Here is a 25,877-nt window from a genome sequence, read left to right on the forward strand (position 1 = left end):
TTTAGAGTATTCTTATTTGTCATGCGAACAATGTTTACTATAATTGTTTTGAAGGAATGATTTTCACATGATTAATTATGGAAAAGAACCGGTGTCTGATTACTTTTTAATCGATATAAAATCCTTTTGCGTTTCTGTTGAATGTGTAGAACGAGGTCTTAATCTACGGGCAACCAATTTAGTTGTTCTTTTAAAAGCAGATAATACAGGTAGTAATGGATTAATTTTAGCTTCTTCCTCTATTGAATTAGAGCATTAATAAAAAACCTCACAAGGGTACACTCTAGTGAGCTATATTTTCCAACTAAAATTAAATTATTTAATACCTTTCGGACTATGTGGTATTATCTGCCATTGGGTAGGTCTGTCCTCTTTAAAAGAAAATATAGAACCTCCTGTTCTTAACTTCATATATTTTACTTCCTTACAAAGATTATTTTTATAATCTTTAAATTCAAACTCAAATTTAATTATTGGTTCAAGTCTGGAAAATGGCCCTATTGGATAACTATCTTTTGAGATCTCATCATCATCATCTCCAAATTTAAGTCGGTAATTATTCATATACAATACATACTGTATAAATAGTTCCATTTGTATATTAAAAGAAATATCCTGCTTACTATTAGATATCATCGGATCAAGCATTTCTATCGAAACATTTCTAGCATTATAAATAGTGACATAACTTTCAGGGAACTTTACTTCCTCAACAACGTCGTCTATAATTGCTTGAATTGTAAAATCCTGTTTGCTTGGAGTAGTAATGTAATAATTAGTATTATTACGACTGTTCGTGAATAAATAAATCATATTTTCTATATCAGGAACATTCACAATTTTTTTTGGAGATTTTCTGATGATATCTTCAAAGTCTTCAATTTCATACGTTACTGATACTTCTGATATTGGTGTTTTCCCTATATTTAAAAGCGGAATTTTAATTTCTGATTTTAAAGAATTATTTTCAGAAAACAAAGTATCTGTTTTATAATATTGTCCAATGTTCAAAGGCTTACCAAAGCATTCAAATTTCCCTAAAGCAATTTTAGGCTTATTTTCTTCTTCGTTTCTCTTATTATCAAAATATCTTTGCAAGTAAAGGACAATAAGAGGTATGGTGACTGAAATAATTAAACTACTTATCTTAAAAAATAAAGTTGGATCAATTGCTGATGTTGCTATTTTTATATAATATATTTGTCTCAATATAGAATACAAAAAAATTGATACACACATAACAAGACCCCTTTCATTTTTCAGAATCATTCCATACCATGAATTCCCATTGTATTGGCGAATTATGATATTGGCTTTTATCTAATTTTTGCCTTATATCATTTTGATATGTTAGATACTGTTCATAATTACTCCATTTACTCCAAGGTTTTTCATCAATAGGAAATATTTGCAACAGTTCTTCTATTTTCGTAAGTACAACTTTATCTACTGGAATATGCAGATATTGAGTATATTTTCTAATATTTGTATCGTTTATTTTTTTAAATTCCTCTAAGACCAACCAATATTTCAAAGTTATATTGATCCATTTTTGAATTTGACCAATTGATAAAACATTATTTTCTAAATTCTGAAAATTCATTGTTAATGTATAATGCCAACTATCAAATGAATCCTGACTAACTTCTCTATTATTAAGACCCATAATCCCATGTCTTAGCAATTCGTATGCCTGGTTTTTGAAGTGAATTTTTTTATCTTCTAATTCATTTGTTTCTATACAATCTAACTTTTTCTTATATTGAACAGTTCTTTGAAAGCTTCCATAAGCTGTAATGATAGCTCTTAATTTATACTTTTCTTCTTTCTCTTTTAAATCCTTCTCTTGTTCTTCTTTTAAAGACCTTAAGGTGTCCTCAATTAAGAAATCAATATACTCGTCTTTCATTCTTTCTCTCCTATTCAAATAGTATTTTTACTTGTGATTCTTTATTGTGAGTCTATTATTGTTGTTTAGTTCTGTTAGCATATTTTCTATAATTGCCCTAGGAACATAACCTTGCTTATTGAAAAGTATTTACTCCAGCTGCTTTCGATACTTTCTAATTAGTTTAACATTTTCTACGTCCAAATCTTCTGTTTCTCTTCTTTTTTTTCCATCGGTAACATTTTTCAGAAAGTTTTCGTTGTTCTTTACGTAATATCTTTAATGTAATTGTTAATTCACTGGTATTCATAGCTTCTAGTTCTTCTAAATCTATATACTGATAAAAGGTTACTTTCACTCTCTTGTTTAATTTTACTCATTTTTTCCTCCTGGTTACTTATTTTAATTTTTTATATGTCTTTCGCTCATTTCTAAAATCGTCTATCCATATTTGAACTAATTCTGTTAGTCTTTCTTGATAAATATAGTAGTCTGTATAATAAAATTCACCAATAACTGAATAATGACTATTCTAAAAAAAAAACGGATAATTCTTGTTTTATGTGTAAAAAGGCCTACTATTTTTGATAAAGAATCTTTGTCGAAAAAAAAGAATAAGCTTTACAATTAATTAATGAAGGATTTGAGATTGATCTCATTTCTGAAGAACATTTTCTTCAATTAACAACACACCCACTAACTAGACTTGTTTCTAATATGAAATAAAATTAATCATATTTAAACTCAAATACCAACTTGAAATTTATAATTATACCCATAGGTAGCGATTTTTGTTTAGTCAGTGAAACTGTTACAGAGCATTGAATCAATTTTTTTTAATGTACTTATACGTGTATACTAATTATGATTGAAACTGTCCGTTATTTCTTATTGTATAGCTGAAATGTTTGTCGTAGTTTACTATTAGATAAACTTGCAATGATTTCTGAAAGAATCAAATCAAGGTGGTGCCTCTTTAGAAAAGAAAAAATACGTAGACAGATGCTTTCTCTTATGAATCAAGAGGAGGACTGACTATTAAATAAAACAATCGTTGAGGAAGTACAAAAATTAGGAAAATTATTAAGTTCTCCCCTTCCTGAATATGAAAAGAGTTAAGATCAACTACAGCGATCTTATTTTTTATTTTTGGTTTCTCATGGTTATACATCAAATGATATTGCTTTTTACTACAGTTCTTTTCCTGAACGATTGTCTCGTTGGAGAAAATCTGAGGGATTTTATTCTTTAACACAAGGGGAGATAATTTGTGGTCTTTCAGAAGAAATCCGTATCATAAAACAATATAAAAAACTGTCTGATTACAGCATTCACTAAATAATAAATATTACTGGAGAGGAACAATGAGCAGCAAAAAACCTATGAAAAAAATAATTAACTTATACCCCCTATTTTTTTTAGCGAAATAGTATATATTGATAATGCGGAAAGTTAGTTTGATGGCTGATTCATCCAGTTTGATATTAGTAGGACTGTTACTGAAGGTTTGAAAATACGAACAAAGGAGTTGAAGAAGCCAATATGTATAGTTTTTTTGGTTTTTATTCTTCCTGAGTTACATTAGCAGGAGAAACGTAAATGAAAGTTACCGACTTTATAGACTTAGCGTCCAAAATGGGCTCATTTGTAGTCGCTATGAATATGAATGTCTGGGCTTTGGTGATTGTTTGTCTAGCATGGGTTTTAGTGGAGCGTATGAGATGTAGAAGTTGCGACTATTGAACATGGTAAAGCTAAAACACCCCCCATCTAACAAACAAACGCGCAGAGGAAGACACAAAAAAACCGTCGGGGCTAGCATACCACACGGTTTAAGAAAGATATATTAAACTGATGATGGATCTAGCTAAAGAGTTAACTTGTAGCAAGCTCCGTATTAGAAGTCCGATTCCCGTCGGGCTTCTTTTTACATCTATAAATTTACTATGTATGTCGTAAAAAGTCAACACTTACTCTTCTATCCGATACAAGATGCTAACATTAAAACCTATCTAACATCCGTTTTTTTCACTCTAACACGTGACGCTTTACATAAGCGTTTGATTCTTAATATAATTAAAGAAGTTTCAAACATACTTTTTAAATTCATATTACTTACAGTAAAATTTATACAAGTACGAAAAGAGGTTCTGTATAAATTATATAGGAATGATATTTGTGTTCTAAGCTACCCCTTACAAGACAATATTTGGGGATACAATGTTTTGTTAAGTTATGAAATATATATTAAAATTGTTTCACCAGAAAGTTTCAAAAATAATTTTTTGTACAAAGTCTTTCCGCTATTATTTAGTAATAAATATGGCATTAGTCCCCTAATTAGATACTGGAAGTTAACTATTTGTGGCACTGGGATGCAATGGTGGCTATGATTCGGATTATCTTACAACGATTTGTTACTATATACTAACGTAAAAAGAGATTTGATTTGTATGTTCTTTTTAGAATAAGTATCAATTATTATCCTTTCGGACTTACTTCAAATCATGCAAATATTCAATAGGAATAATTCTGTTTATAGAAATTCTTTTTCCTTCTGTGGCCACACCTATAACCCTATTTTCCCTATCTAATACAGGTCCCCCACTATTTCCACCAAAAATAATTTGACTTATTTCGTATTTTTTAATCCCCTTACTATTAACAGTTCGGAGATAATGCCCTTTCTCAAATTTCATTTGGTCCCCATCTGCAAAATCAGGATAGCCCAACAAATAAACTTCGGTATTTTGTTCCAACACGTCTTCAAATTTTTCAAATCCAAAATCTAGTAATGATGAATCCTCTGGAACCAATAATACTAAATCTTTATCTTTATTATATTTTTCAATCTTAGCTTTCACAAGTTTTGAAGTTCTTTTACCAAAAAACACTTCTACAAAGAACTCGTTTTTTATTGTAGAGAACCCTCTCGAAAGATCTTCAATAAGATATTCAAACACATGATAATTAGATATGATTCCGTGATTTTTCAAAAGAAAACCGCTTCCTTGACCGTAATATGCGGTTATCATATTTTCTTTATCTGAAAATAAAGTTATTGCTGTTTCTTTTATTACACATACTGATTCTTCAAGACAAATTTTAGGAGGTATAAAAATGGGTTTTAAATTTTCTATCTCTAATTCTTCTAAAATAGTATTATAGCGGTTTGCCAGTTGTTCAAATACAGCATCATACTTTCCTTTTACCATACTAACATAATTTATCATACCCTTGATTACTCTCAATATATTTTCTATATCATTCCCTTTATAGCCCGCTTCGGCGAATTTTTCCAAGGGGATAGACAAATTATTACTATTTTCTTCTATTGAGTAGAGCATTGCTCTAATTTTCCTGATGTATCGTCTATCAACATTAAGTTTTTGATTCACAATTATTCCAGTAACTTCTTGATGCTGAATGGCTTTTTGTAATCTTGTTTTATTGGGATTTATTTTGAACCCATTTCTTCTTATTATATCTGTTAAACTAGATCCTAAAATTATCTCTCCATTTTTTTCAATAACAATATTTTCTTTAAAGCTCTTTTTAGTTGAAAATGTTATATCGTCGGCGTATCTAGAGTAAGTAGCACCAAATGAATTTTTTGCTAATCTATCTAAATCTTTATCTAAAGTTTTACATAAAATATTTGATATTACTGGAGAGGTAGGTGATCCCTGAGGTAAAAAACCGTTAGGATGACAACATATATTTGCTAAAATAGTCGAAACATTTTTATCTAGTTTGAAATAATTCATGAACATACTTCTTACTCGTCCAAAAGAAATACTTGGGAAAAAATTTTCTAAATCAATATTAAGCAAGACATTTTTTTTTAAATGTAGTTGTGCATTGTCTACGATACTTCTTTCGTTGATAAAGCCGTAAGCCTTGTTATGAAGTTTTACACTACTGTTTAAAATCTTACATAATCTTTTTTGAATGAACAACAAGCTATCATTAGGAGCATAAATTTTTCTAAATGTGCCGTTTTTCTTTGGAATTTCAAATTCGAAGTATAAATTATTTTTTTCTTTAAAAAGCAAGCGTCTTAAATGTCCTGTTGTAACATTAAGTGAACTTGCGATATCATTAAATGATTTCAATTCCTGTAGTCGCATTTTCAAAGAGTCCTTATTTTATTGAGGGAAGCTCTACCTTTTTCGAGACTTAGCAGGGGAGCAACCTACTTTAATACCAGTATACATTACATAATTGTTGCAGAAAACGCATCTCCAACATTAATTTATTAAGTCGCAGTTACACAACCTATATTCAACTTCCCTCATGATAAATTATAGCAGAATAGGGAAAATATTAAATCAAAAATTTAGATATTTTATAGTAGTAGAAGATAAGTCTTTCGTTGACTACATATTTTTGAAATAAATAAAGAGATATCGAAAGCACAATACCATTTCATTAACCAACTTTGGTATTTTAAAATCTCTGGTGGAATTTTACCCAATAATTTTACCAATTTATATATTTTTCACCTGATTCATCAAGTGTTAAAACGCTGTTAAATCAACGTTTTAATAACAAACAATACATTTGTCTTATTCTTCTTCTATCCTTCCCCTCCTAAATAGAAAAGAGTTGGGATCAATTACAGCGATCTGATTTTTTATATTTGGTTTCTCTTGGGTATACGTCAAATGATATTGCTTTTTACTACAGTTCTTTTCCTGAACGACTATCTCGTTGGAGAAAATCTGAAGGATTTTATTCTTTAACTCAAGAAGAGATTACTTGTGGTTTTTTAGAAGTAATCCGTATCATAAAACAGTATAAAAAAATGTCTGATTAAGGTATTCACTAAATAATAAATATTACCAACGAGAGAAATAATTTTGTTCGCAATTGCTTGCACCATATGAACGACAATTAAAATTGCTAGCACGTCTTGCAACATTCTTTTTCAGAACTTAACCTTTCCCATTCTAATGTTATTCATTGGCAACCTCCTTATAACCAACATTTCAAAAAGAAATTGCAAGGTTGCTGGGGGCATCACGACCGAACTACGCTTCCGTTGAATGTGTAGAACGAGGTCTCGATCCACTGACAACCAATTTAATTATTCTTTCAAAAGCAGATAATACAAATGGTAATGAATTAATTTTAGCTTCTTCCTCTAATGAATTAGATTAGAGCATTAATAAAAAAGCTCACAAGGGTACACTCTATTGGTCATTAAAAACATCTAATTTTCTTTTTTTAGTTCCACCAACCCCTACTTGTACTAACTCTTCGTATGCCTTAATTATCTCTTCCAATCCATTTTTGGAATCAGTCTTATTAATGTTTTTTAGATAAGATTTTCCTTTGACTTTTTCTTCCATATTCTCCCAATGAATTTTCAATAGTATTCTTGCTGTAATTCTTATAATCTCACATTGTTCACTTGTTAATTTTCTTTCACTTTCATTTGCTGAATTTACCAAAAATATGTTATGAATTGCTGTAACTTTTTTTCTTGCATGTTTATTAAATTGATTGATGATTAAAGGATCTTCTTCTATTCCATAGCTTCCTCCTGTATACGCTCTTATACAACGAAGTACAATTAATATTTCTTTTTCGCCAAAATCATTAGTAATAGTCTCTGTTACATCTGTCAATCTATTCACCCATTGTGTTTGCTCGTCTTGTCTTACTTCCTCTTTATTTCTAAATTCTGCCTTTAATTTTTTATATTCTTCTTTTGTGGTTATTCTTGAAGTAATAATTGCTACCACAAGACTGATGATCATCGTAATTATTTCTCCTGTATATTCAACAATAAATTTTTCCATAAAAATTTCTCCTTTTAATTTTCTTAAACCAAAGTTATATATATTGGTGCTCGTAGTCTCCAATTTTCTTGGTTTTATTTTTTTAGTTTTTCCTTTCATTTATCAAATACTCATTCCAATCTTTTTCTTTCAATGAAAATTCTCGCCCAAATTCTATTCCTTAGCTGAATTTATTCGAAGATACGCAAGAACAAATTGAACACGAAAGTTTAGATCAAATCATAGATAGAATTAGACAAAAATATAACTTTGAATCGATTGTTCACGCTTCTTCTATGTTAGATAATGTTAAGAGTATTAAGCGAGCAAACGTTGTCGGTGGTCATGCAGGAGGAAATGAGGGTTTAGATAATGAAAATGGAATATGAGGATCGAGGAGTTATTAAGTATTATGGTTTTTATCTCTCCGATAATACAGAGAGACTTGCTAGAGAAAAGACGTCCAAAAAACTTAATCTTCAAAAAAAACAGATGGATGGTGACGAAATCGGCAGCGTTTTAACTGAAGCTACTCGCAATAATTAAAAAGTTTCAATACAAAAAGAAGAACGAGATATAGATGATAATTATCCTGATGATATTTCGGGTAATATCAATGGGTTTGATGAATTAGGCATTTACGTTGGAAAGCAGAAAGTAAACTATGATGAGATTATAAATATTGAGGTCGTAACCTACAAGAAATGGAGTTCCCTATCAGGGTGAACATTATTAGACAATATGAATTTGGCAATGATCAGTTTAACAAGGATCGTTACTACAGAAAAACTATAGTGAGCTAGGCCAATTATCAATATCCAATATTATTGTTCAAGTCGTTGACCCAGATACTATTAAAACCCAAACAGAACTACATGAAGCTACTGAAACAGCAGACATAAATGTTGTTACGACTTTGATACTTGCAAATGATATAGATATAAAAATAATTTTTTAATTAGCTACGACTTTTCTTACTTCTGAATATTATTTTACATCAAATATGTATAATATATATACAGGAAGAGTTTTTAATGAAAACTACCAAGGAACTTTGAGGACCGGACTTGAATTTGATTTTATCTGCACGGAGGAGGCTTTCGAACAGCTAAAATCATATTTTGGAAAAAAGTTGGTATTTATCCTTATGAGATTAATTATTACTAAAAATAAGAAGCAGCATACAATTTGGATGTGTACTGCTTCTTATTATAGATTCTACCACGCTAAAGTGCTTTCATTAACCGACATTTTAGTATTAATGAACAAATTTCTGTCAAGAGGATATTAGATAGAAGAATTTTAACTTTACTTTCTATATTACGATTTTTTATTTAACATTATATTTTATCGGTTTGGCTAATACTTTTTATTAGTTTAGAATTTTCATTCCTGCAGAAATTTTCTTGGAAAAGAAATTTTGTGGGAACTTTAAAAGGCTCTAGACATTTTTTTAAATAATTTCTAATTTCTACATATTTTTCTTCTTTACTAAAGGTACTATAAAGACATACTAGTTCTTCATCTTTTTTTATTACTATTGCCTCTTTTATATCTTCTAATTGGTATATTAATTCGGCAATTTCATCCAAATTAATCCTGATTCCATTAAGTTTGATCTCGTTATCTTTCCTTCCAATAAAGACAATTTGTTGATTTAAGTATTTTCCTACATCATTTGTAAAATATACAAGTTCATCTGATTCAGGAAAACATGGATTTCGACGTAAAACTTTTCGAGTTGCTGTAGAATTTTTCCAGTAACCATTCATTAAAGTTGAACTTCGTATTATTATTTCTCCAAATTCATTATTTTTACAGACTCTCTTTTCTTCTTCGTTCCATAAAAATACTTCAGACGAATTATTTGCTGTTCCGATAGGAGTTATATCCTCATTTTTTTTACAAACATGATAGGTTGTAGCAGCAAAAGATTCACTAGTACCATATCCATTAATAAATGTAACATTTGGTAATAATGACTGCATCGAGGATAATAGTCCTTTTCCCATTTTCTCATAACCGAAATAAATCTCTGATAATGAATTTAGTTTATATTTATGAAGAGTGTCCTTTGCTTGTATAAACAACGAAAGTAAGGCTGGTCCGCATCCAAAATTCGTTATTTTCTTTTCGCTAATAAGACTTAAAAGAGTATTAAGAGATACATTATTCTCTTGTAAATATATCTCTCCACCACTAACTATGCTTGGTAATATCTCTGTCAAATAAGGGTCAAAAGATGGCGGTGTCCTACAAATTGTTTTATCACTACTATTGTGATTAAATCTATCAACAACATCATATACATATGATAAAATTGCTCCATGCGACATCATTATTCCCTTAGGATCTCCTGTAGTTCCTGAAGTATAAATGATGTAAGCAATATCCCTACTAATTACCTTACTTTCTAATGGATTATCACTAATATGCTCAATTAATTTAAAAAAATCAGCATTACTACTAATATTGATTAATGTTTTATTTTCAGATGTACTTTGAAGTATGCTATCTTTTTTTTCATGGATTATAACTTTAGGTTCAATATCTTCAACTATTTTTGTTACTTGTAATTTAGTCTTTTTTTCACTGATTGGTATGAATATTGCACCTACTTTTAATATTCCAAAAATAACACAGACAGAAAATATTTTATTAGAAAGTGAAATCATTATTCGATCACCTTTATTTACCCCTATTTTCATTAAAACTCGAGCAAATTGATTTGAATATTGCTCAAGCTCCAAATGTGTTATGCTCAAATTTTTTTCATTTAATAATAAATTAGTATTATTTTTTTTATATTGATTAAGTAAGTCTGCTATTGTAAATCCCATTGGTCACCTCCAACTATAAATTTGTTGTTGATTATCAAATTGCTAATTTCTGAATCCTTTAATAAGTCTATTGCTTGTTTCAATGAAAATACAATAGGAGAATTTTTGTTCAATGATGTATTTATTATCGTTGATTTCCCACAAATACTCTTTATCTCCTCTAATTGATTAAAATAGGTTGGATTATCATTCTCACATACGCATTGTGGTCTAAATGTATTATCTATATGGATTATTGAAGCAATACTATCTTCATTAATAGAACTGTTATATGCTATATTCATAAATTTACCATACTTTTTGACTTCTTTTTCTAAAAATAATACCAGTTCATCTTGTAACATACTTGGAGCTAACGGCCTTCCTAGCTCTCTCTCTTTTACATTCTTATTAATAAAATCTAGCTTTCCTCGTTTAGGTAAAGTAATTATTGATCTGTTACCTAAGGCTCTTGGGCCCCATTCATTTCGTCCTTGAAATAATCCCACAGTATTATTTTTAAATAAATCATTTGCAATTTTTTTTGATGCATTTTCAACATATTCGAACTCTATTTTATTTTCATTTAAAAAAACTTTGACTTCTTCATCAGTATATTCTTTACCAATATATGGATTAAATTGAGAAATTTTAAAATGGCCATTTATTTTTCTCGCACATTCTAAAGCAGCACCCAAAGAGACTCCTGCATCATTTGCTGCTGGAATAACAAATATATCTTCAACTAAATTATTTTCTAAAATTTTACCATTTAAAATACAGTTAAGAGCAACACCTCCAGACAGACAAATTTTATTGGTATTATAAGAATTTAGACTGATATCCACGTAATTAAGAACAAGGATTTCTACTAATTTTTGAATAGAGGCAGCTAAGTTTTTTAACTCAGATGGAAATGAATAAAATGAATCTAAATTTGAACTTTCTGAAGGAGAAATTTTCAGAATATATTCAAAAATATATCTCCACGACCTGATACAAACTTCTTGAAATGGCAATAATAATTCTTTTTTATGGAGTAAATTAAATTTGTTGAAGATTTTTTTAAACTCCAAAGAAGTATTCAGTTTGTCATCAAAATATTTTAGTAAAGTATTTGTGTATTTGGGTTCCCCATACCCTGCTAGTCCCATAGTTTTACCTGATTCATTTGTTCTAAAACCTAGCATTGTATTGGTTGCTTCAAATAAAAATCCTAGCGAACTTTCAGCATCAAATTTTTCTAATAACGATATACCGCTATCATCACCCATCCACAATGATGTACTTTCTTCTTCACCACAGCCATCAATTACTAAAACAATGGATTTCTCAAAGCCACTTATAGCATAACTAGATAACGCATGAGAATAATGATGATTAACAAAGTGAATTGGGATTTCAAAAGAATTATCTGCTAAATCAGGAAACAATACACTAAGTATTTCTTTATCTGATAAAGGGAAAGTTTGATTTAATTGCTCATAAATTTTAGGATAATCCCATCCAATTGCTACAGCTGAAATTTCCTTGGGGTTAAGCTTATAAGTATTAAGTATCTCTTTAATAGAATTTACAGGAAAAACATCATATAATCCTTTTTTACCTATAACTTTTTCTTCCTCTAATCCCATTATTATTTTATTGTCTCCATCGTTGCTTTCTATTAATACAGCAGATGCATCATGAGATCCTTCAATCCATCCATTAATTCCTAAAATCAATTTTTTATTTCCCATATAATTTTCCTCCCATTTTTAAGATATCTCTTCTCTTTTAGTTGAATTTCTAAAATCTAGGGAATTAGTAAACACTGGAGGGATAAATTGTTGAATCAAGCAAGCTAATTGCTGCATTGTAATCCAAAAAACAGAATAAGAGTTCTCTCTTAATGTCAAACCACACTTTTTACCTTTCCTTCTCATTGATATTATTTCATTAAATGGTTCCCATTTCTCTCTGGTTCTCTTGACTCGAATGCCTTTACCAAATCCATATAAAAATGCGTCTTTTATATCTTTTTTCAAAGAAATTTTGTCATGAAAAAACTCAGCTTCAGAATAAATATAAGGAATATTCTCGTTTATCACTCTGTGAGCAAATTCTGCATCAGAGCACCAAACTACATCAATAGCAAATAAAAAATTATCCTTAAATTTAAAGAAGATCGACTTCTTTAATAAGATTACAGGAATATATGGTGGGACTTTTTCTGTTGTATTTACTAATCTAGCTTTTTCAACAAGGCCGTTCATATTAGTATAGATTAGTTTAGCTTTTATTAGTTCTACTTTATTTTTTTTCAATTGACTAACCATTAACTCAATTGAATTATTACCGCAAATTAAATCAGAATCCAAGAACATAATATGCTCAAAACTAGCATTTTTAATACCTAAATTATATAAATATCCTAGATTTTGAATATCAGTTAAAATTTCTCTTACTAAAAAATCTTTTTTAAATCTTATCTTAATTTCATTACATTGCCGAATAACTTCTTTTGTTGGATTGTTCAAGAGTATTAATAACTCCACTGTCTGATTTTTTGTCGATCGATAGTCTATAGATTCAATCATTTTAATCATTCTTAAATCATTATGGTTTGGAATTATTATTGTTAAATCCATGTGTGCTCTCCCTATTTTCTTCATTTTCTATTAATTTAAAAAGAATTCCCTTTTTTCTAGTCAGCTCCAAAAATGAACCAGACTCTTTTATTTGTCCCGATTCCATACAAAGTATTTCATTTACATAATTTAGATTTTTTATTCTATGAGTAATTATTAAAGTAACTTTATCTGAAATAATATCTTTTATATTATTCATCAAATTTGTTTCTGTTAATACATCCATAGCTGATGTTGCTTCATCAAGAATGATAACATTAGCTTCGCTAAAAAATAATCGAGCAAATGCTACTCTTTGTTTTTCTCCGCCAGATAATCGAGAGCCTTTCTCCCCTAATCTAGTTTCCAATCCTTCTTCTAAACTATTATAAAAATCCGACAATTGACACTTACTCAAAACTTCAATAACAGTTGAGTCAGGTACTTCCTTATCAAACACAATATTTTCTTTTAAAGTTCCATCAAATACGGGTACATCTTGTGATAAATAGAAAATCTTATCATATAGAGAATTTAAATTTAGTTCATTCAAATTTTTCTCATTATAGTATATATTTCCATGACTATTTTTTAATAATCCTAAGAGTGTCTTTACTAAAGTCGATTTCCCTGAGCCACTTTCACCAACAATACCGTACAGTCCTTTCTCAAATTTATAAGAAATTTTTCTCAACACTAAATCAGAACCAATTTTGACATCTACATTTTGCATTGCAATACTATCAATTTTTTCTGAAAGAAGATTTTTATTTTCTACTAAACTTAAATCATTTCTTTCTTGGAAGAAATTTTCTAATCTAGAGAAGCTCACACAATCTAATTTATATTGAACGAATAATACATTGAAAATTGCTATTGGATTGTATATTTTATCGATGTATGCAATTAAACCCACTAAACCTCCAATAGTAATTGTGAAATTCCCAGTGAAAAAAAGAACTATTGTGATAATTTTGATAAGAGAGACGAGCAAGGCAAATATAGTAAAAAATAATTCATGAGTCATAGTCATCTTTGCTATATTATTTACTACTACCTTTGAATGATTTTGATAACTATTGATTTCTTTACTATATCTCTGATTTATTCTAAAGGTAACTAATTCTGTTATCCCTCTCACCAAGGTACCACCCAATAATTCCTCATTAATTAATATGTCTTTCTTTACATCATATAAAAATGAAAGTAAAATTTTTGTTGTGGCAAAAACAGCAACATAGCCGATAAGTATTATAGGAATCAGCTTGATGTTTATAAGTGAGATGAAGAACAAGTTAAACAAAATATCGGGAAGTAATTCCCTGATTATTCGAAACCAAAAATTAAAATAAATTCCTCTACCAGCAACAGATCCGGATTCAATTTTTTGTAATAGACTTCCTGTACCGATTTTTAAATATCTACTATAATCAATTATACTAACCTTTTTTAGTGCCTCTTCCTTGAAATAGTAATATAATCCATTGAATAATTTACTTTTAGGCCATTCAGAAATATATGAAAAAACTGTTACTAGAATCATACTCACAGCGTAAATAATTATAAAATTCCATGAAAAATTATTTTTGACAGAATCAATAATTTTTTGAAAATAATAGATATTAAGAGAATTTAAAAACGATGCACCTATACCTAATAGTAAGTATAGTATTATACTTGTTTTAAACTTTAGAAATATTTTTCCTTTATAGTCCATAATTACTCCATTATCCTCATTTTGTTTGACATAAGTTAAAAAACTCCTTACGCCGTTCTGTTTCTTCTTTGAATAATCCACCGCAATAATACGTTGTGGTCATAGAATTTCCTACCTTGACACCTCTTGATCGCATACAGGAATGCTCTGAATCAATTTTGACAATAATATCGTCAGTATCTAGAATAATATTAAGAACTTCGAAAATATCTTTTCCAATTCTTTCTTGTATTTGAAGTCTCTTACAAACTAATTCAGAAATTCTAGCGATTTTGGATAAGCCTATCACTTTTTTATTCGGGATATAGCCTACAGAAATACTCATATTAAACATCAGTGCCATATGGTGTTCACAGTAACTAAAAGTTGGGATATCTTTAACAATAACTATTTCTGAGCTGGAAATACTAAAACATTTATTATACATCTCAGCGATTTTTTGATTCGACAAAGTGATTCCCTGAAAAACCTCTAAATACATTTCAGCTACTCGTTTTGGAGTTTCAATTAAACCTTCTCTATGAATATCTTCTCCTAGGGCAAGTAAAATATTATTAATAGATTCTTCTATAATTGTTTTTTTTTCATTCAAATTATTAATTAGTTCATATTTTTTGACTGTATTGTTAACCATTTTATACTCCTATCTCATTCCCAAAATTTTATGCGCTTGTATACTAAGTCTCCAATCTTGTTTTTTATTTACCCTATCATTCAAATTTCCAAGTACTTGTATAGTTTCCTCTATATTCATCTCTCCATCAATTTCACAAGGAGAAAGATAATACTCATCAGCTTTAGTTCTAGTTTCTATAAATTCACAAAAATCAAAAATATCTTTATCATCTACTACAACTCGTACTTCATCTATCAACATGTTCTTAGTTTTTTTATAAAGATCCATATATATTCTTTTTGGACTCATTGCAACAAAATCTACATTGTCTGGAATAGGTAGTAATCCATTAGTCTCAACCCACACATTAAATTTTTTTATTTTTAATGCTTCAACTAAAATATTTAAATTTTTATGAATAGTCGGTTCACCACCAGTAACTATTACGTTCTTTACTGAAAAGTCCAACGAATCCAGAATTTTATCTAATGTCCATATTGAAAAATTGTTGTACAAAGTATCACACCAAGGACATTTTAAATTACACTTTCCCAATCTTATAAAATTAGCTTTTCTGCCTGTGTTTTTCCCTTCACCTTGTAAAGAGGAAAATATTTCTACCACGGGAAATTCATTAATCATAGTCTAATCCCCAAAATTCTACAGAGGAAGAGTTAGATTCCTTTAAAATTATTCTAGACAACTCAGGTATGTTAGTGTTCAGTAAAGAAAAAATTTCTTTAACAATATTCTCTGCCGTTGTTCGTCCTTCCATTGGATAAACTTTTTTATCCTCCTTAATTAAAATTTTTGCGATTTCACATTCCGTTTTATTTTTCAAATTATATATAAATGAATGATCGATTTTGCTTAAGACATTTTTCTTTACACTCTTTTTGATATCCCCATAATCTACAATCATTCCTGCCTTTGGACCTTCTTTGATTAAAGGACCTTCCAAATAGACAATAAGTTTATACGTATGCCCATGTAAGTTATTACACTTTCCATCATGGCCATCTAATAAATGAGCCATATCAAATTCAAACTCTTTTGAAATATTCATAGTAATCTCCTTTTTCATTTTTTATTCTGTAAAAAATTAATTTCGATACTTTTGATAGCGCTATCAATAAAATTAGAAATTAAACATTCTTCAAATTTAACGATCTCGCTCATATCAAATTCAAAATTATATTCATTTTCTATAATTGTAACTATATAGATAAATTTCAAAGAATCTATATTTAATTCCTCAAATGTCATATCTTCAAAGTTGTCATTTTCAAATCTAAATTCATTTTTAATTATATTTCTGATGTTTCCATATTTTTGATTAAAATCTAATGCTTTTTCAAATGGATCTATTAAATCATTTGAAAAAAAGGCTTCTTGTCTAACTAAGCAATCATTACATTCTAGACAAGGTACTAATTTATTCTTATTCTGACTTTTATTGTGACAAGTCCAAGTCCACGAAAAATTGACTCCTAATTTATTTCCTAAATCTACGATATCTTTTTTTCCTCCTATACTATAAAGCATTGGATTAACAGTAATATTGTCCATAATCCGAGTACTTTTAAATAAACGATTTAGTAAAAAGTAGAATTCAATTGAATTATCTGGAGAATTTTTATCATCTTCATGACTACCTGTTATAATTTGAAGCTCTTTTGAAAGATCAAAATTTAAAGCAGTTATGATTATAAGTAGGATATTCCTTGATGGTACATATTCCGCCTCGCTATTTTTTATTGTTATTTTCTCACCATTAATTAAATCTATGCTATCATTCATTTGATAATAAAAATTCTTCAAACAATTTATAACTTTTATTGAATTCTTTTTTGATATCCCTAATTGAGAACTCTGCTTTTCTAAACATAATTTCTCTTCAATGAGATTATTCTGTCCATAATCTATAAAAGATAACTCAAAAGGTATTTCTTGACTCTGTAAACTATGAGCAGCTACTGTACAATCTAGGCCCCCACTGTATACCACTACTGTTTTAACATTATTTTTTAACAAAACACTTGTTATATTATTTTCCTCTGAAATGGTTACTTTCTCTACACTGTCCTCTTCATTTAGTACATGTATTTTGAGTTTATTCTTCGTACTAGAATACACGATTCTCTTTAAAACGTTCAAAAATTCTGTAGAATCTTTAACAAAATTATTCAGTTTTTCTTTTGATATAGAAAGATATAGCTCGTCCACTCCTTGTGCTTCTGATACAGCAATTGATAAAAATATTTCTAACAAAAGATTATGCTTGGCTTTTGTAAATAACTCTTTTTCTAAATTTATACACTGCTGTGAATTGAAGGCAGGATTGAAAGTTATCTTAACTATTTCAGGGAATTTTTTTAACAAATAATCATTATCTGATACACTTTTTTTGTCTAAAGAATAATATATAGCTCTTTTCATAGCAGACCTCCTAATATAAATCTGAAATAAATTCTTCAGCAATTGATCTTTCTAAATCAATAATTTCTTTTCTCATTTTTTCATACCTTTCAAATGAAAATTTTTTTCCTTGTATCTCATATTTCATATAGAGGAATAAAAATTCTCTAGATATATTGATCAAACAATCTATGTTTTCCACTGTTTTTTCATTACTTTTTAAATAATTTTTTTCTCTAAAATAGATATACCTTTTTTTCCAAAATAATGCTTTAGAATAAATTAACCCTAGTTGTCTTCTCAATAACCATCCGTTTTTTAAATAGTTATAGCATTCTAATCCAAAAACATAATCCTCAGAACATTCCTTTTCGATATCAACTGAATATATATTCTTGATAATTAAATTTTCACTAGTTAGAAAACTTTTTAATTTAGTAAGGACTTCTTTTTTATTAAATTGATAATTAGCATTATTATTGTATTTAATTAAAAAAACTCGGCCTTGCAATCCTGAATAATCCTCATTAAATTCTTTAGTTCTTGGTAATTCTAAAAAAGCCTCATTAACACTAGAATAGCTAATATTTTCTTTGCTATAGGTGCCTTCTTCAAAAAAATCATATGTTGTTATCGTTCTTTGTAATGGATTAAAACCTGTAATAAATGGATTATGATCTGATTCATCATGTACAGAATATTCTTTAATGAATTTTCTATTTATTAAAGGACAAACGTAATAACCCGTACTGATAGCTGTTTCTATGAAATCACTAAAGTTATTGTATGAAGTTAAGATATATTCGTATGGTAAATAAAAAACGTATAAAAAAGGACAATACTCCCAAATTGTTTTGGGATAATAATTATCAATTCCTGTAATTTTATTAAAATATATATCGATGAAATTGGAGTATAACCAATCATATGAATTTGGGTCTAAAGTTAATATACCCAGAAGAGCAGTGTCACGAGGTGTATGAAAGATAGTAGGTCTTCGAAAAGGAAGTTCAATTGGTTTTTTCATGATCCATCCTCCTTTCTTTGCGGATTTATTATACCCATAAATTACCACCATGAATTTTTATGAACAATAGATAGACAAACTAAAAGTCTTTTTTTGCAAAAAAAAAACCATAATATGCAAATTTTTTTGTTCCAAAAAATTTTTTTCTTTATGGATATAATTAGACAATATGAATTTGGTCTTCTCTCTTTTGAAGAGTTTTCAGAATTATTTTAAGGTTCTGGGCAACAACTATTGATTTCTCAAGATGAAGAAGCTTTAACTTATTATTTATGGATGACAACGTTAGAAACAGCAGAAATTCACTACTTTGTAAAGTCGTACCTTTACTTAAAAGATTAATAAACAATTTTAATGCTATCCTAGTTTAGATTTTAATTAAAAATTTTTCTCAAATATTCTCTCTCATAAATTAATAAGATACTACTAGAATAAATTTATTTTGGTAGTATCTTATTTTTTTGGAATGGTATTATTAAATTATAGATTAAGGTAGTTCTTAATAAAGAATTAGGGTAGTTTTTAATTAAGATTTCATAAAAACCTACAAATCTCTTTGAAGATCCCGATAAACAGATTAAACAAGAAAAAATCGATAAAATTATTGATAAAATTCGAAATCAATATGGATTTGAGTCGATTATTCATACCTCTTCTAAGCTAGAAAATGCTCGGTCAGTGAAACGTACTACATTAGTTGGTGTACATGCCGGTGGAAACAAAGGTTTGAACAATTATGACAATTGAATATCATGACAGAGGAGTATTGAAACTCAAAGGTTTTTACCTTTCAGAACAAACTGAAGCAATTGCAGTTAACAAAAGAAAAAAATCGAAAGATAATAGCAAATGGATACTGATGAAATCGGACAGATCCTTTCTGAGGCACAGCTGCACAATAAATTAGTAGCAATTCAAAAACAGGAAGTTGACCAGGATGGTAGATATTCTGATGATGTTGTCGGTGCTGTTGTTGGTTATGATGAATTAGGTATTTTTATCGGTGGACAGAAAGTACATTATGACGAGATTAGGAATGTAGAGTTCGTGGAGAAAAAAAGTGGAGCACCCTCACCCAATGAACATTATTCGAGAGTATGAATTTGGATTGATCAGTTTGGAAGAATTCACAGAACTACTACGGGGATCCGGACAGCAGCTATTGATTGCTGAAGGTGAAGAAGCTTTAACTTATCATTTATGGGTGACATCAGAAACTACGGAACAACATAATTATTTCATCAGTCCATTCGCTCACAATCAGGAATAAAAGAAACACGTATCTAGCCAACTTTTTTTGGTGTTTGAAAATCTCATATGCGATAATAATATTTGTAAAAACCGTGTCTTTACTGACATGGTTTTTATATTATATTTTTCTCGTTCATGTACTTTTGAAATTCTTTCGACTAAAAAATCAATCACACTTCGATTAACTTAATTAAGTCATTTAAGTAATAATTCAATACTATAGACAAGATTGTATAAACCATTAAATTAAGGTAGTTCGTAATAAACAATTTAATTAAAATTCCTAATAAACCCATGAATACAGCAAATAATTAAGGTAGTACGTTATATGTTTTGTTTCTTTTTTTAGGTAGTATGTTGTTGTCTTTATTATGGTAGTACAAAATAAAAGTATTGGAGGTTAATTATGGTTGCAAATATACAGAAAAAAAAAGCTGAGAAATACGTTGTGGGAAATTTTAAAGGTGGTGTCGGTAAATCTACTACAGTACAGATGCTAAGTTTTGAATCTGCACACGACCGCGGACTAAAAACCCTAGTCGTAGATTTAGATATGCAAGGAAATACTTCTGATGTCTTAAATCTCACTCGAATGAACTACGGATTAGATGAAGGCTGAGGTGCTGGCACTATGTCCAATTTTGAATATACACTTAATGATGTTCTTATGTATGGTATTCCAGTAGAAGACGCCATTTATCCGATTATAACTAATTTGGATGTTTTACCTGCTAATATAGCGTTCAAAATGTTTGACGATTGGGTTAAGAAACAATACCCAGAATCTACTGATCAATTCAAGTATATTCAAGAACGCTTATCCCCTCTTTTTGAAAAGTATGACCGGATATATTTTGATGCCCCTCCTTCTATCTCAGTATATACAAAAGCAGCAATGTATATGGCTGACTGGGTAATTGTAATTTTGCAAACTCAAGTTAAATCCATGAGAAATGGAATGGAATGCAATACATGGAATATATGGAATATTTCGTTGATGAATTTAATACGAATCTTAAAGTTGTAGGGGTGATTCCTTTTATGTTGGAATCTTCAGATGCTGTCGATAAAGAAATGTATGCACAAGCCCAACCAATTTATCAAGAACACTTACTCAATACTGTAGTTTTAAAAAATGCACGATTAAAAAGATATGATGGATCAGGCATTACTTTAGAAAAAACGAAAACTGGTAAAATTGAATATTGGGATCGTAGAACTCATAAAATATTCAAAGACATTTATAATGAATTAGAAATTCACAAAACCTGGTACGAATAGAAAGGAGGTTTGATTAAATGGCTGATATTAAAAACATGAGTATTTTCAGCAACACAGCAAACGGTATGGAGGCAATCAAAAAAGCAAGTAATAACAAAAACGAAATTACTCCCTCCCCTTCTATCGAAAAAACAAATGAAATAAAACGTCAAATGGTTGTTACTAAAGAAAAAACAAAGAGAACTATCAAAAGAACTGTTGGTGCACCCGTTAAAAATTTGGATAGGACCCATGCTTCAAAACAACCAATCAAACTTTCAGCAATTCTCAATTCTACATCTCGTTCTATGGTGGAAAAATATGAGACCAAGTTAAATAAAGATGAGTTATTACGCAAGGCTTTAGATGCTTATATAAAGCAAAATTTGACAAAGGAAGACAAAATAGATTTGCTAAGGGATGTCACACGTGATTTAAATATCTTTCGCGAGAAAAATCCTACAATTGAAATGATAGATGAAGATGGAACAGTTTTAAAAACTGCTGAAGAAATTGAATTAGAAACTGAAAACGAGCTTCGCTCAAGATGGGGTATTGAACCTAGATAACGTTACTATCGTAATAATTAGGGTAGTTTTTTATTATAAAATTGAGGAATTGCGAACTACCTTAAACACTCTTTTAGGTAGTTTGTAATTCCTCTTTCTTTTCAATAATGGTAGTTTGTAATTATATTTAAGGTAGTACATATTCCTCCCAAAAACTTATTTATAGTAGTATGTAATTATCAATTAAGGTAGTATGTAATATAAGTAAAATTGCTTATTAAGGTAGTCCATAATATCCAATTAAGGTAGTGCATAATATAGTGATTAGCTTGGATTTAATCCCAAGTAACACTCGTGGGATTATGTCGATTAACCTAAGCAACAAGCCCACCAAGCTTTTGGTGGGCTGCTTTTGTGAATTTGAATTGGTCTAGCTAGAATCGCTTATCAGAATACCTGTCACTTTTGAAATTATATTGTAATTTTTTCAACTACTAAATTGCACAAATACAAAAAAAGTTTCCTTTGTCATAATTTTATCTCCTTTCATAAATCCTATTATTGTCTATTTAGGGCATACCCAAAAGTAACGCTTTGTATTAATCAATCATAGGTAGCCATGTTAAAAGATAGGCTCTCTTATTGGAGTAACGGATTCAAGTTAATATTTTTTTACAATATTTATATCCTATGTTGCATTTCATTTTTAAGTTAGTTATTGAGCACTGTAGAAAGCAATATCCTCATCTTTCCAACCTTGATTGACTAATTCATCTGCTTCACTTTTATTTGATGTGTAGACGTGAGAACCCGGTCCTGTAGCATTGGGATTAAATATACGATACACATTCACGCCCTTATCTTTAGGAACCATATAGAAACCAACTTGTTCCCTTTTCCATCCAGCATTCGCTACATTGTTATACTCACTTTCACTTATAGTATAGAAGTGCTCACCTGAGTTAGGATTGTATAAACGATAGACTGGGATAGCATCTTCATAGTCTGAGAGCACACTGTGAAAAGCTACATCTTCAGCAGACCATTTAAGACTAGTTAACCATTTATATTCTTTTTCACTTGTAGTGTATAAATGATCTCCGTCATTTAGATTATAAATCCTAAAAATAGGAATTGTTGTAGCTTTTTTATCGCTAACTGTAATTGTAGCAATTTTTTTAATTCCACTATAAGAATAATTTACTTGATAGTTTCCTGGAATGTTCGTGTTGACTGTTCCATTAACATTTATTGATGAAAAATTAATATTGTTACCTGAAGAATCTTTTGCATAGTCAAAGTTGTCTTCTGGAGACCAGATATCTCCAACTGCAATAGTTGAGTCATGAACTCCTAAAGCTGTATGATCAACATTTAGAACCCATTGTGCATATAAAGTTACTTTTCCATCCTGTTCAGCAGACAAATCAGATACCTCAGCTAAATCATCATAAGGGTCCCCTGTCCCATCAGCAGAGGTATTCCAACCTGAAAATGTGTAGCCCTCTCGTACAAATTTATTTTCACTTAATTTTTGCACTTTATCATAAGTGAAAACTTGTCCCATCATTTCTCCCCCAACATCTTCTGCATTTTTATCGAATGTTACACTGTAGTTATTGGTTGAGTATTCTGCAGGATATAAAGTTAATCCACCAATGAACATTGTATATTTTTTATTGGTCTCGTAAACATTAACACCATCTGTTAATTTAGTTACATGATAGCCTACTTTAGAAACTTCCTGATTGGCCATTGTTGAAAATTCATTTTCAGTAATTTCCTGTCCATTCTTCCTTTCTATATAAATCCCCTCTGGATTTATTAATTTTCTTTTTATATTCCATTCAGATTTGTCTTTAGCAAAATAGATTCGAGAAGTTTCTTCTTTTAAGCCCCATGATAGAAGTAAAGGGATTTTAGTTTGACTGTTCATGGCAGCCACCCCTCCCCCTCCATGGTATATTCCAACTACTTGTGCTGAATCATTTAATAAAGGAGCTCCTGAATTACCTCCACTACTTTTTAAGTTTCCATCTATTCGATAATTTCCTCGAAATCCGGTAATCGTATAAGTTGAAAAGTATTGTGTATGACCGTTAAAACTAGGATATCCTAGAGTTGCTAGTTTAGATCCAACAAAGAACGTTCTATTTTGAGTATCAGGCATTACTGTTAACGGCTTCACAACATCGCCTATATGAGTATATGAACCATCTGATTCTTTTCTGGGGTTCACTTTAGTTAAACCATAATCATCTCCAGGATATCCCCCCACATAATTAGGACTTGTTATTGATAATGCTCGATCACCACTCCAGTTCCCTAGAGGATAGGTATTATTACTTTTTAGAGCCGGGATTATATTAGCTGACTCCCATCCGTTATTTACGTGACCAGCTGTAAGTACATAATCTTTACCTACAACCACTCCCGTTCCTCTCGATAATCCGCCATTTTCATACCTTTTGCTAAAATAAACAATAGATGAATATGGATACTTGGTGACATCTGTATTTGTTATAGAGTAGTCAGGATTAGGAACTTGAAAATCTTGTGCATGGGAATGAGTGTTGAAATAAATACTACTAATTACGATACTGAAAACCGTAATAAAAAAAATTGATATTTTCTTTTTCATTATTACCTCCTGATGTTTTACCAGATAAAGATTATACATTGATTTTATTTGACTTAAAAAGCGTAATGTGGAATTTTCAAGGTAATCGGTTTTTGTTTTAAATAATAAACTACTAGTTTCATCAAAAAGAAACAAAAGGAATGGACTGATATCCATTCCTTTTGCAAAGTTTATTTTTCTAATTGATCTTTATATTTTCTTCTTATAAAAATTATTAGAGAAGTTATCACAATGATAAAACCTGAAAAAATTGATAAAATTGAGAAGTTATCACCTGTACGGGGAAGACTTTTCCCTGTTGTTCCACTAGTTCCATTTGTTCCGCCATTAATAGCATTATTAGAACCTAATCCATTTGATTGTTTGGCTGTCCATTTGGCATAATACGTGATGTCATTTGAAGGCATTTTTACAGTATCCGGCATTTTTTCATTACCATCTTTACTTGTATACCAACCCTCAAAATTATAACCCTCTCTTGTAGCAAGTTTAATATTTGTTAAATCAACTTGAGCATCAGTAGGCTGACTTATTGTGTTTTGCTCAGTTGCTCCACCATTAGGATCAAAATAGATATTATTTTGATTGGCACTCCATATAGCAAATAGTGTAATTAACCCATCATTTTTGGTAGTTAAGTTTTTAACATTTTGCTTATTACCATAAGTAGGTGTTGATGATGTTTGTGGGGTAATACTCCATCCTACAAATGTATAACCAGCACGCTTAAATTCATTTTCTGATAGGTCTTGAGAAACATCGTAAGCAAATTTTTGATTTTTCATAGCACCAATTGCATCTGATGCATTCTTATCAAAAGCAACTTCGTAATTGATTGCTTCCCAATGGGCATAGTAAGTTGTATTTCCGTTAGGAATGACTAACGAAGCTGGCATCTTAGTGGAGCTTGTTGCTTCTGTATACCAACCTGTAAATTTATACCCTGTGCGACTGGCATCTTTGATGCCTGTAGAAAGATCATAACTTGACCCTGTTGCTAAGTTCAGAATATTCTCTTGTTCCGTTGTTGCGTTAGGGTCATTATCTGCATTTAAATCAAATAGAATACTATTTTCTTTATTACCAGACCATTGAGCATACAACGTGATGGTATTACCATCTTTAGCTAACAAGTTTTTAACTTGTGCTTTATCTGCATAGGTTGTTCCTGATCCTTTTGCCTCTGTATTCCAACCTGTAAAGGTATATCCAGGTCGTGTAAAAGCATTTTCAGATAATTCTTTTTGTTCATCATATGAAAAAGCTTGATTACTCATAGAACCAATCGCATCTGATGCATTCTTATCAAAGGAAACTTCGTAATTGATTGCTTCCC

The 25,877-nt window shown here is 29.8% G+C and carries 18 protein-coding genes and 5 pseudogenes; 8 read left to right on the forward strand and 15 right to left on the reverse strand.

Annotated features, from left to right (window positions below; translation table 11 throughout):
- Positions 1-67: 67 nt before the first annotated feature.
- Positions 68-238: pseudogene (locus tag KUA55_RS17555) on the forward strand (Y-family DNA polymerase); the annotation flags it as partial.
- A gap of 77 nt (positions 239-315) precedes the next feature.
- Here KUA55_RS17555 and KUA55_RS17560 read toward each other — a convergent pair.
- The 4 genes from KUA55_RS17560 to KUA55_RS17575 all read right to left on the reverse strand — a co-directional run bounded on the left by KUA55_RS17560 (position 316) and on the right by KUA55_RS17575 (position 7,695).
- Positions 316-1,239: a hypothetical protein gene (locus tag KUA55_RS17560; protein ID WP_218327680.1), complete on the reverse strand. Its 924-nt coding sequence runs from the start codon at positions 1,237-1,239 to the stop codon at positions 316-318.
- A gap of 13 nt (positions 1,240-1,252) precedes the next feature.
- Positions 1,253-1,909 carry a hypothetical protein gene (locus tag KUA55_RS17565; protein WP_218327681.1) on the reverse strand — a complete coding sequence of 219 codons (657 nt, stop codon included), beginning with the start codon at positions 1,907-1,909 and terminating at the stop codon, positions 1,253-1,255.
- Between the two features lie 2,474 nt (positions 1,910-4,383).
- A complete protein-coding gene (locus tag KUA55_RS17570; RefSeq protein ID WP_246601603.1) occupies positions 4,384-6,018 on the reverse strand; it encodes a reverse transcriptase domain-containing protein in 1,635 nt (544 codons plus the stop codon).
- 1,065 nt (positions 6,019-7,083) lie between these two features.
- Entirely contained in the window at positions 7,084-7,695 is a 612-nt protein-coding gene (locus KUA55_RS17575) for a hypothetical protein (RefSeq protein WP_218327683.1), read from the reverse strand.
- Positions 7,696-7,859: 164 nt separating this feature from the next.
- Here KUA55_RS17575 and KUA55_RS18815 point away from each other — a divergent pair.
- Positions 7,860-8,063: pseudogene (locus KUA55_RS18815) on the forward strand (Y-family DNA polymerase); the annotation flags it as partial.
- Positions 8,053-8,400: pseudogene (locus tag KUA55_RS17580) on the forward strand (hypothetical protein). The pseudogenes KUA55_RS18815 and KUA55_RS17580, both read left to right, overlap by 11 nt.
- 614 nt (positions 8,401-9,014) lie before the next feature.
- On the opposite strand, the gene KUA55_RS17585 reads toward KUA55_RS17580, so the two are convergent.
- Genes KUA55_RS17585 through KUA55_RS17625 form a run of 9 tightly spaced genes read right to left on the reverse strand, consistent with a single transcriptional unit; the run spans position 9,015 to position 18,880 of the window.
- Positions 9,015-10,514, reverse strand: a complete 1,500-nt coding sequence (locus KUA55_RS17585) for an AMP-binding protein (protein WP_218327684.1) — start codon at positions 10,512-10,514, stop codon at positions 9,015-9,017.
- Positions 10,499-12,232, reverse strand: coding sequence for a carbamoyltransferase N-terminal domain-containing protein (locus tag KUA55_RS17590; RefSeq protein ID WP_218327685.1), 1,734 nt, complete (start codon positions 12,230-12,232; stop codon positions 10,499-10,501). Before KUA55_RS17590 ends, KUA55_RS17585 begins: the two co-directional genes overlap by 16 nt.
- An 18-nt stretch (positions 12,233-12,250) precedes the next feature.
- Complete coding sequence (locus tag KUA55_RS17595; RefSeq protein WP_218327686.1) at positions 12,251-13,123, reverse strand: glycosyltransferase family A protein; 873 nt, start codon at positions 13,121-13,123, stop codon at positions 12,251-12,253.
- Positions 13,092-14,819, reverse strand: a complete 1,728-nt coding sequence (locus tag KUA55_RS17600; protein ID WP_218327687.1) for an ATP-binding cassette domain-containing protein — start codon at positions 14,817-14,819, stop codon at positions 13,092-13,094. Before KUA55_RS17600 ends, KUA55_RS17595 begins: the two co-directional genes overlap by 32 nt.
- Before the next feature lie 16 nt (positions 14,820-14,835).
- Positions 14,836-15,453 (reverse strand): GTP cyclohydrolase I FolE, encoded by a 618-nt coding sequence (gene folE, locus KUA55_RS17605; protein ID WP_218327688.1) that lies wholly within the window; start codon positions 15,451-15,453, stop codon positions 14,836-14,838.
- Positions 15,454-15,462: 9 nt separating this feature from the next.
- Complete coding sequence (locus KUA55_RS17610; protein ID WP_218327689.1) at positions 15,463-16,077, reverse strand: 7-carboxy-7-deazaguanine synthase QueE; 615 nt, start codon at positions 16,075-16,077, stop codon at positions 15,463-15,465.
- A complete protein-coding gene (queD, locus tag KUA55_RS17615; RefSeq protein ID WP_218327690.1) occupies positions 16,070-16,501 on the reverse strand; it encodes a 6-carboxytetrahydropterin synthase QueD in 432 nt (143 codons plus the stop codon). Before queD ends, KUA55_RS17610 begins: the two co-directional genes overlap by 8 nt.
- Positions 16,502-16,515: 14 nt before the next feature.
- A complete protein-coding gene (locus KUA55_RS17620; RefSeq protein WP_218327691.1) occupies positions 16,516-17,874 on the reverse strand; it encodes a 7-cyano-7-deazaguanine synthase in 1,359 nt (452 codons plus the stop codon).
- 10 nt (positions 17,875-17,884) lie between these two features.
- Complete coding sequence (locus tag KUA55_RS17625; protein ID WP_218327692.1) at positions 17,885-18,880, reverse strand: hypothetical protein; 996 nt, start codon at positions 18,878-18,880, stop codon at positions 17,885-17,887.
- A gap of 549 nt (positions 18,881-19,429) precedes the next feature.
- On the opposite strand from KUA55_RS17625, the pseudogene KUA55_RS18460 reads away from it, so the two are divergent.
- From KUA55_RS18460 to KUA55_RS17645, 5 genes and pseudogenes are all read left to right on the forward strand, one after another.
- Positions 19,430-19,627, forward strand: a pseudogene (locus tag KUA55_RS18460) (Y-family DNA polymerase); the annotation flags it as partial.
- A gap of 102 nt (positions 19,628-19,729) precedes the next feature.
- Entirely contained in the window at positions 19,730-19,981 is a 252-nt protein-coding gene (locus tag KUA55_RS17630; protein WP_343214742.1) for a hypothetical protein, read from the forward strand.
- Positions 19,959-20,150 carry a hypothetical protein gene (locus tag KUA55_RS17635; RefSeq protein WP_218327693.1) on the forward strand — a complete coding sequence of 64 codons (192 nt, stop codon included), beginning with the start codon at positions 19,959-19,961 and terminating at the stop codon, positions 20,148-20,150. Before KUA55_RS17630 ends, KUA55_RS17635 begins: the two co-directional genes overlap by 23 nt.
- A gap of 387 nt (positions 20,151-20,537) precedes the next feature.
- Positions 20,538-21,412 (forward strand): annotated as a pseudogene (locus KUA55_RS17640) (ParA family protein).
- Positions 21,413-21,429: 17 nt separating this feature from the next.
- Positions 21,430-21,960, forward strand: a complete 531-nt coding sequence (locus tag KUA55_RS17645) for a hypothetical protein (RefSeq protein ID WP_218327694.1) — start codon at positions 21,430-21,432, stop codon at positions 21,958-21,960.
- A 655-nt stretch (positions 21,961-22,615) separates the two neighbouring features.
- Here KUA55_RS17645 and KUA55_RS17650 read toward each other — a convergent pair.
- Positions 22,616-24,541 (reverse strand): bacterial Ig-like domain-containing protein, encoded by a 1,926-nt coding sequence (locus KUA55_RS17650; protein ID WP_218327695.1) that lies wholly within the window; start codon positions 24,539-24,541, stop codon positions 22,616-22,618.
- A gap of 170 nt (positions 24,542-24,711) precedes the next feature.
- Positions 24,712-25,877 (reverse strand): InlB B-repeat-containing protein (locus tag KUA55_RS17655; RefSeq protein ID WP_218327696.1); only part of this gene is annotated, 1,166 nt, incomplete at its 5' end.

It is taken from the genome of Enterococcus alishanensis (assembly GCF_019218635.1).
Lineage (GTDB): Bacteria > Bacillota > Bacilli > Lactobacillales > Enterococcaceae > Enterococcus_A > Enterococcus_A alishanensis.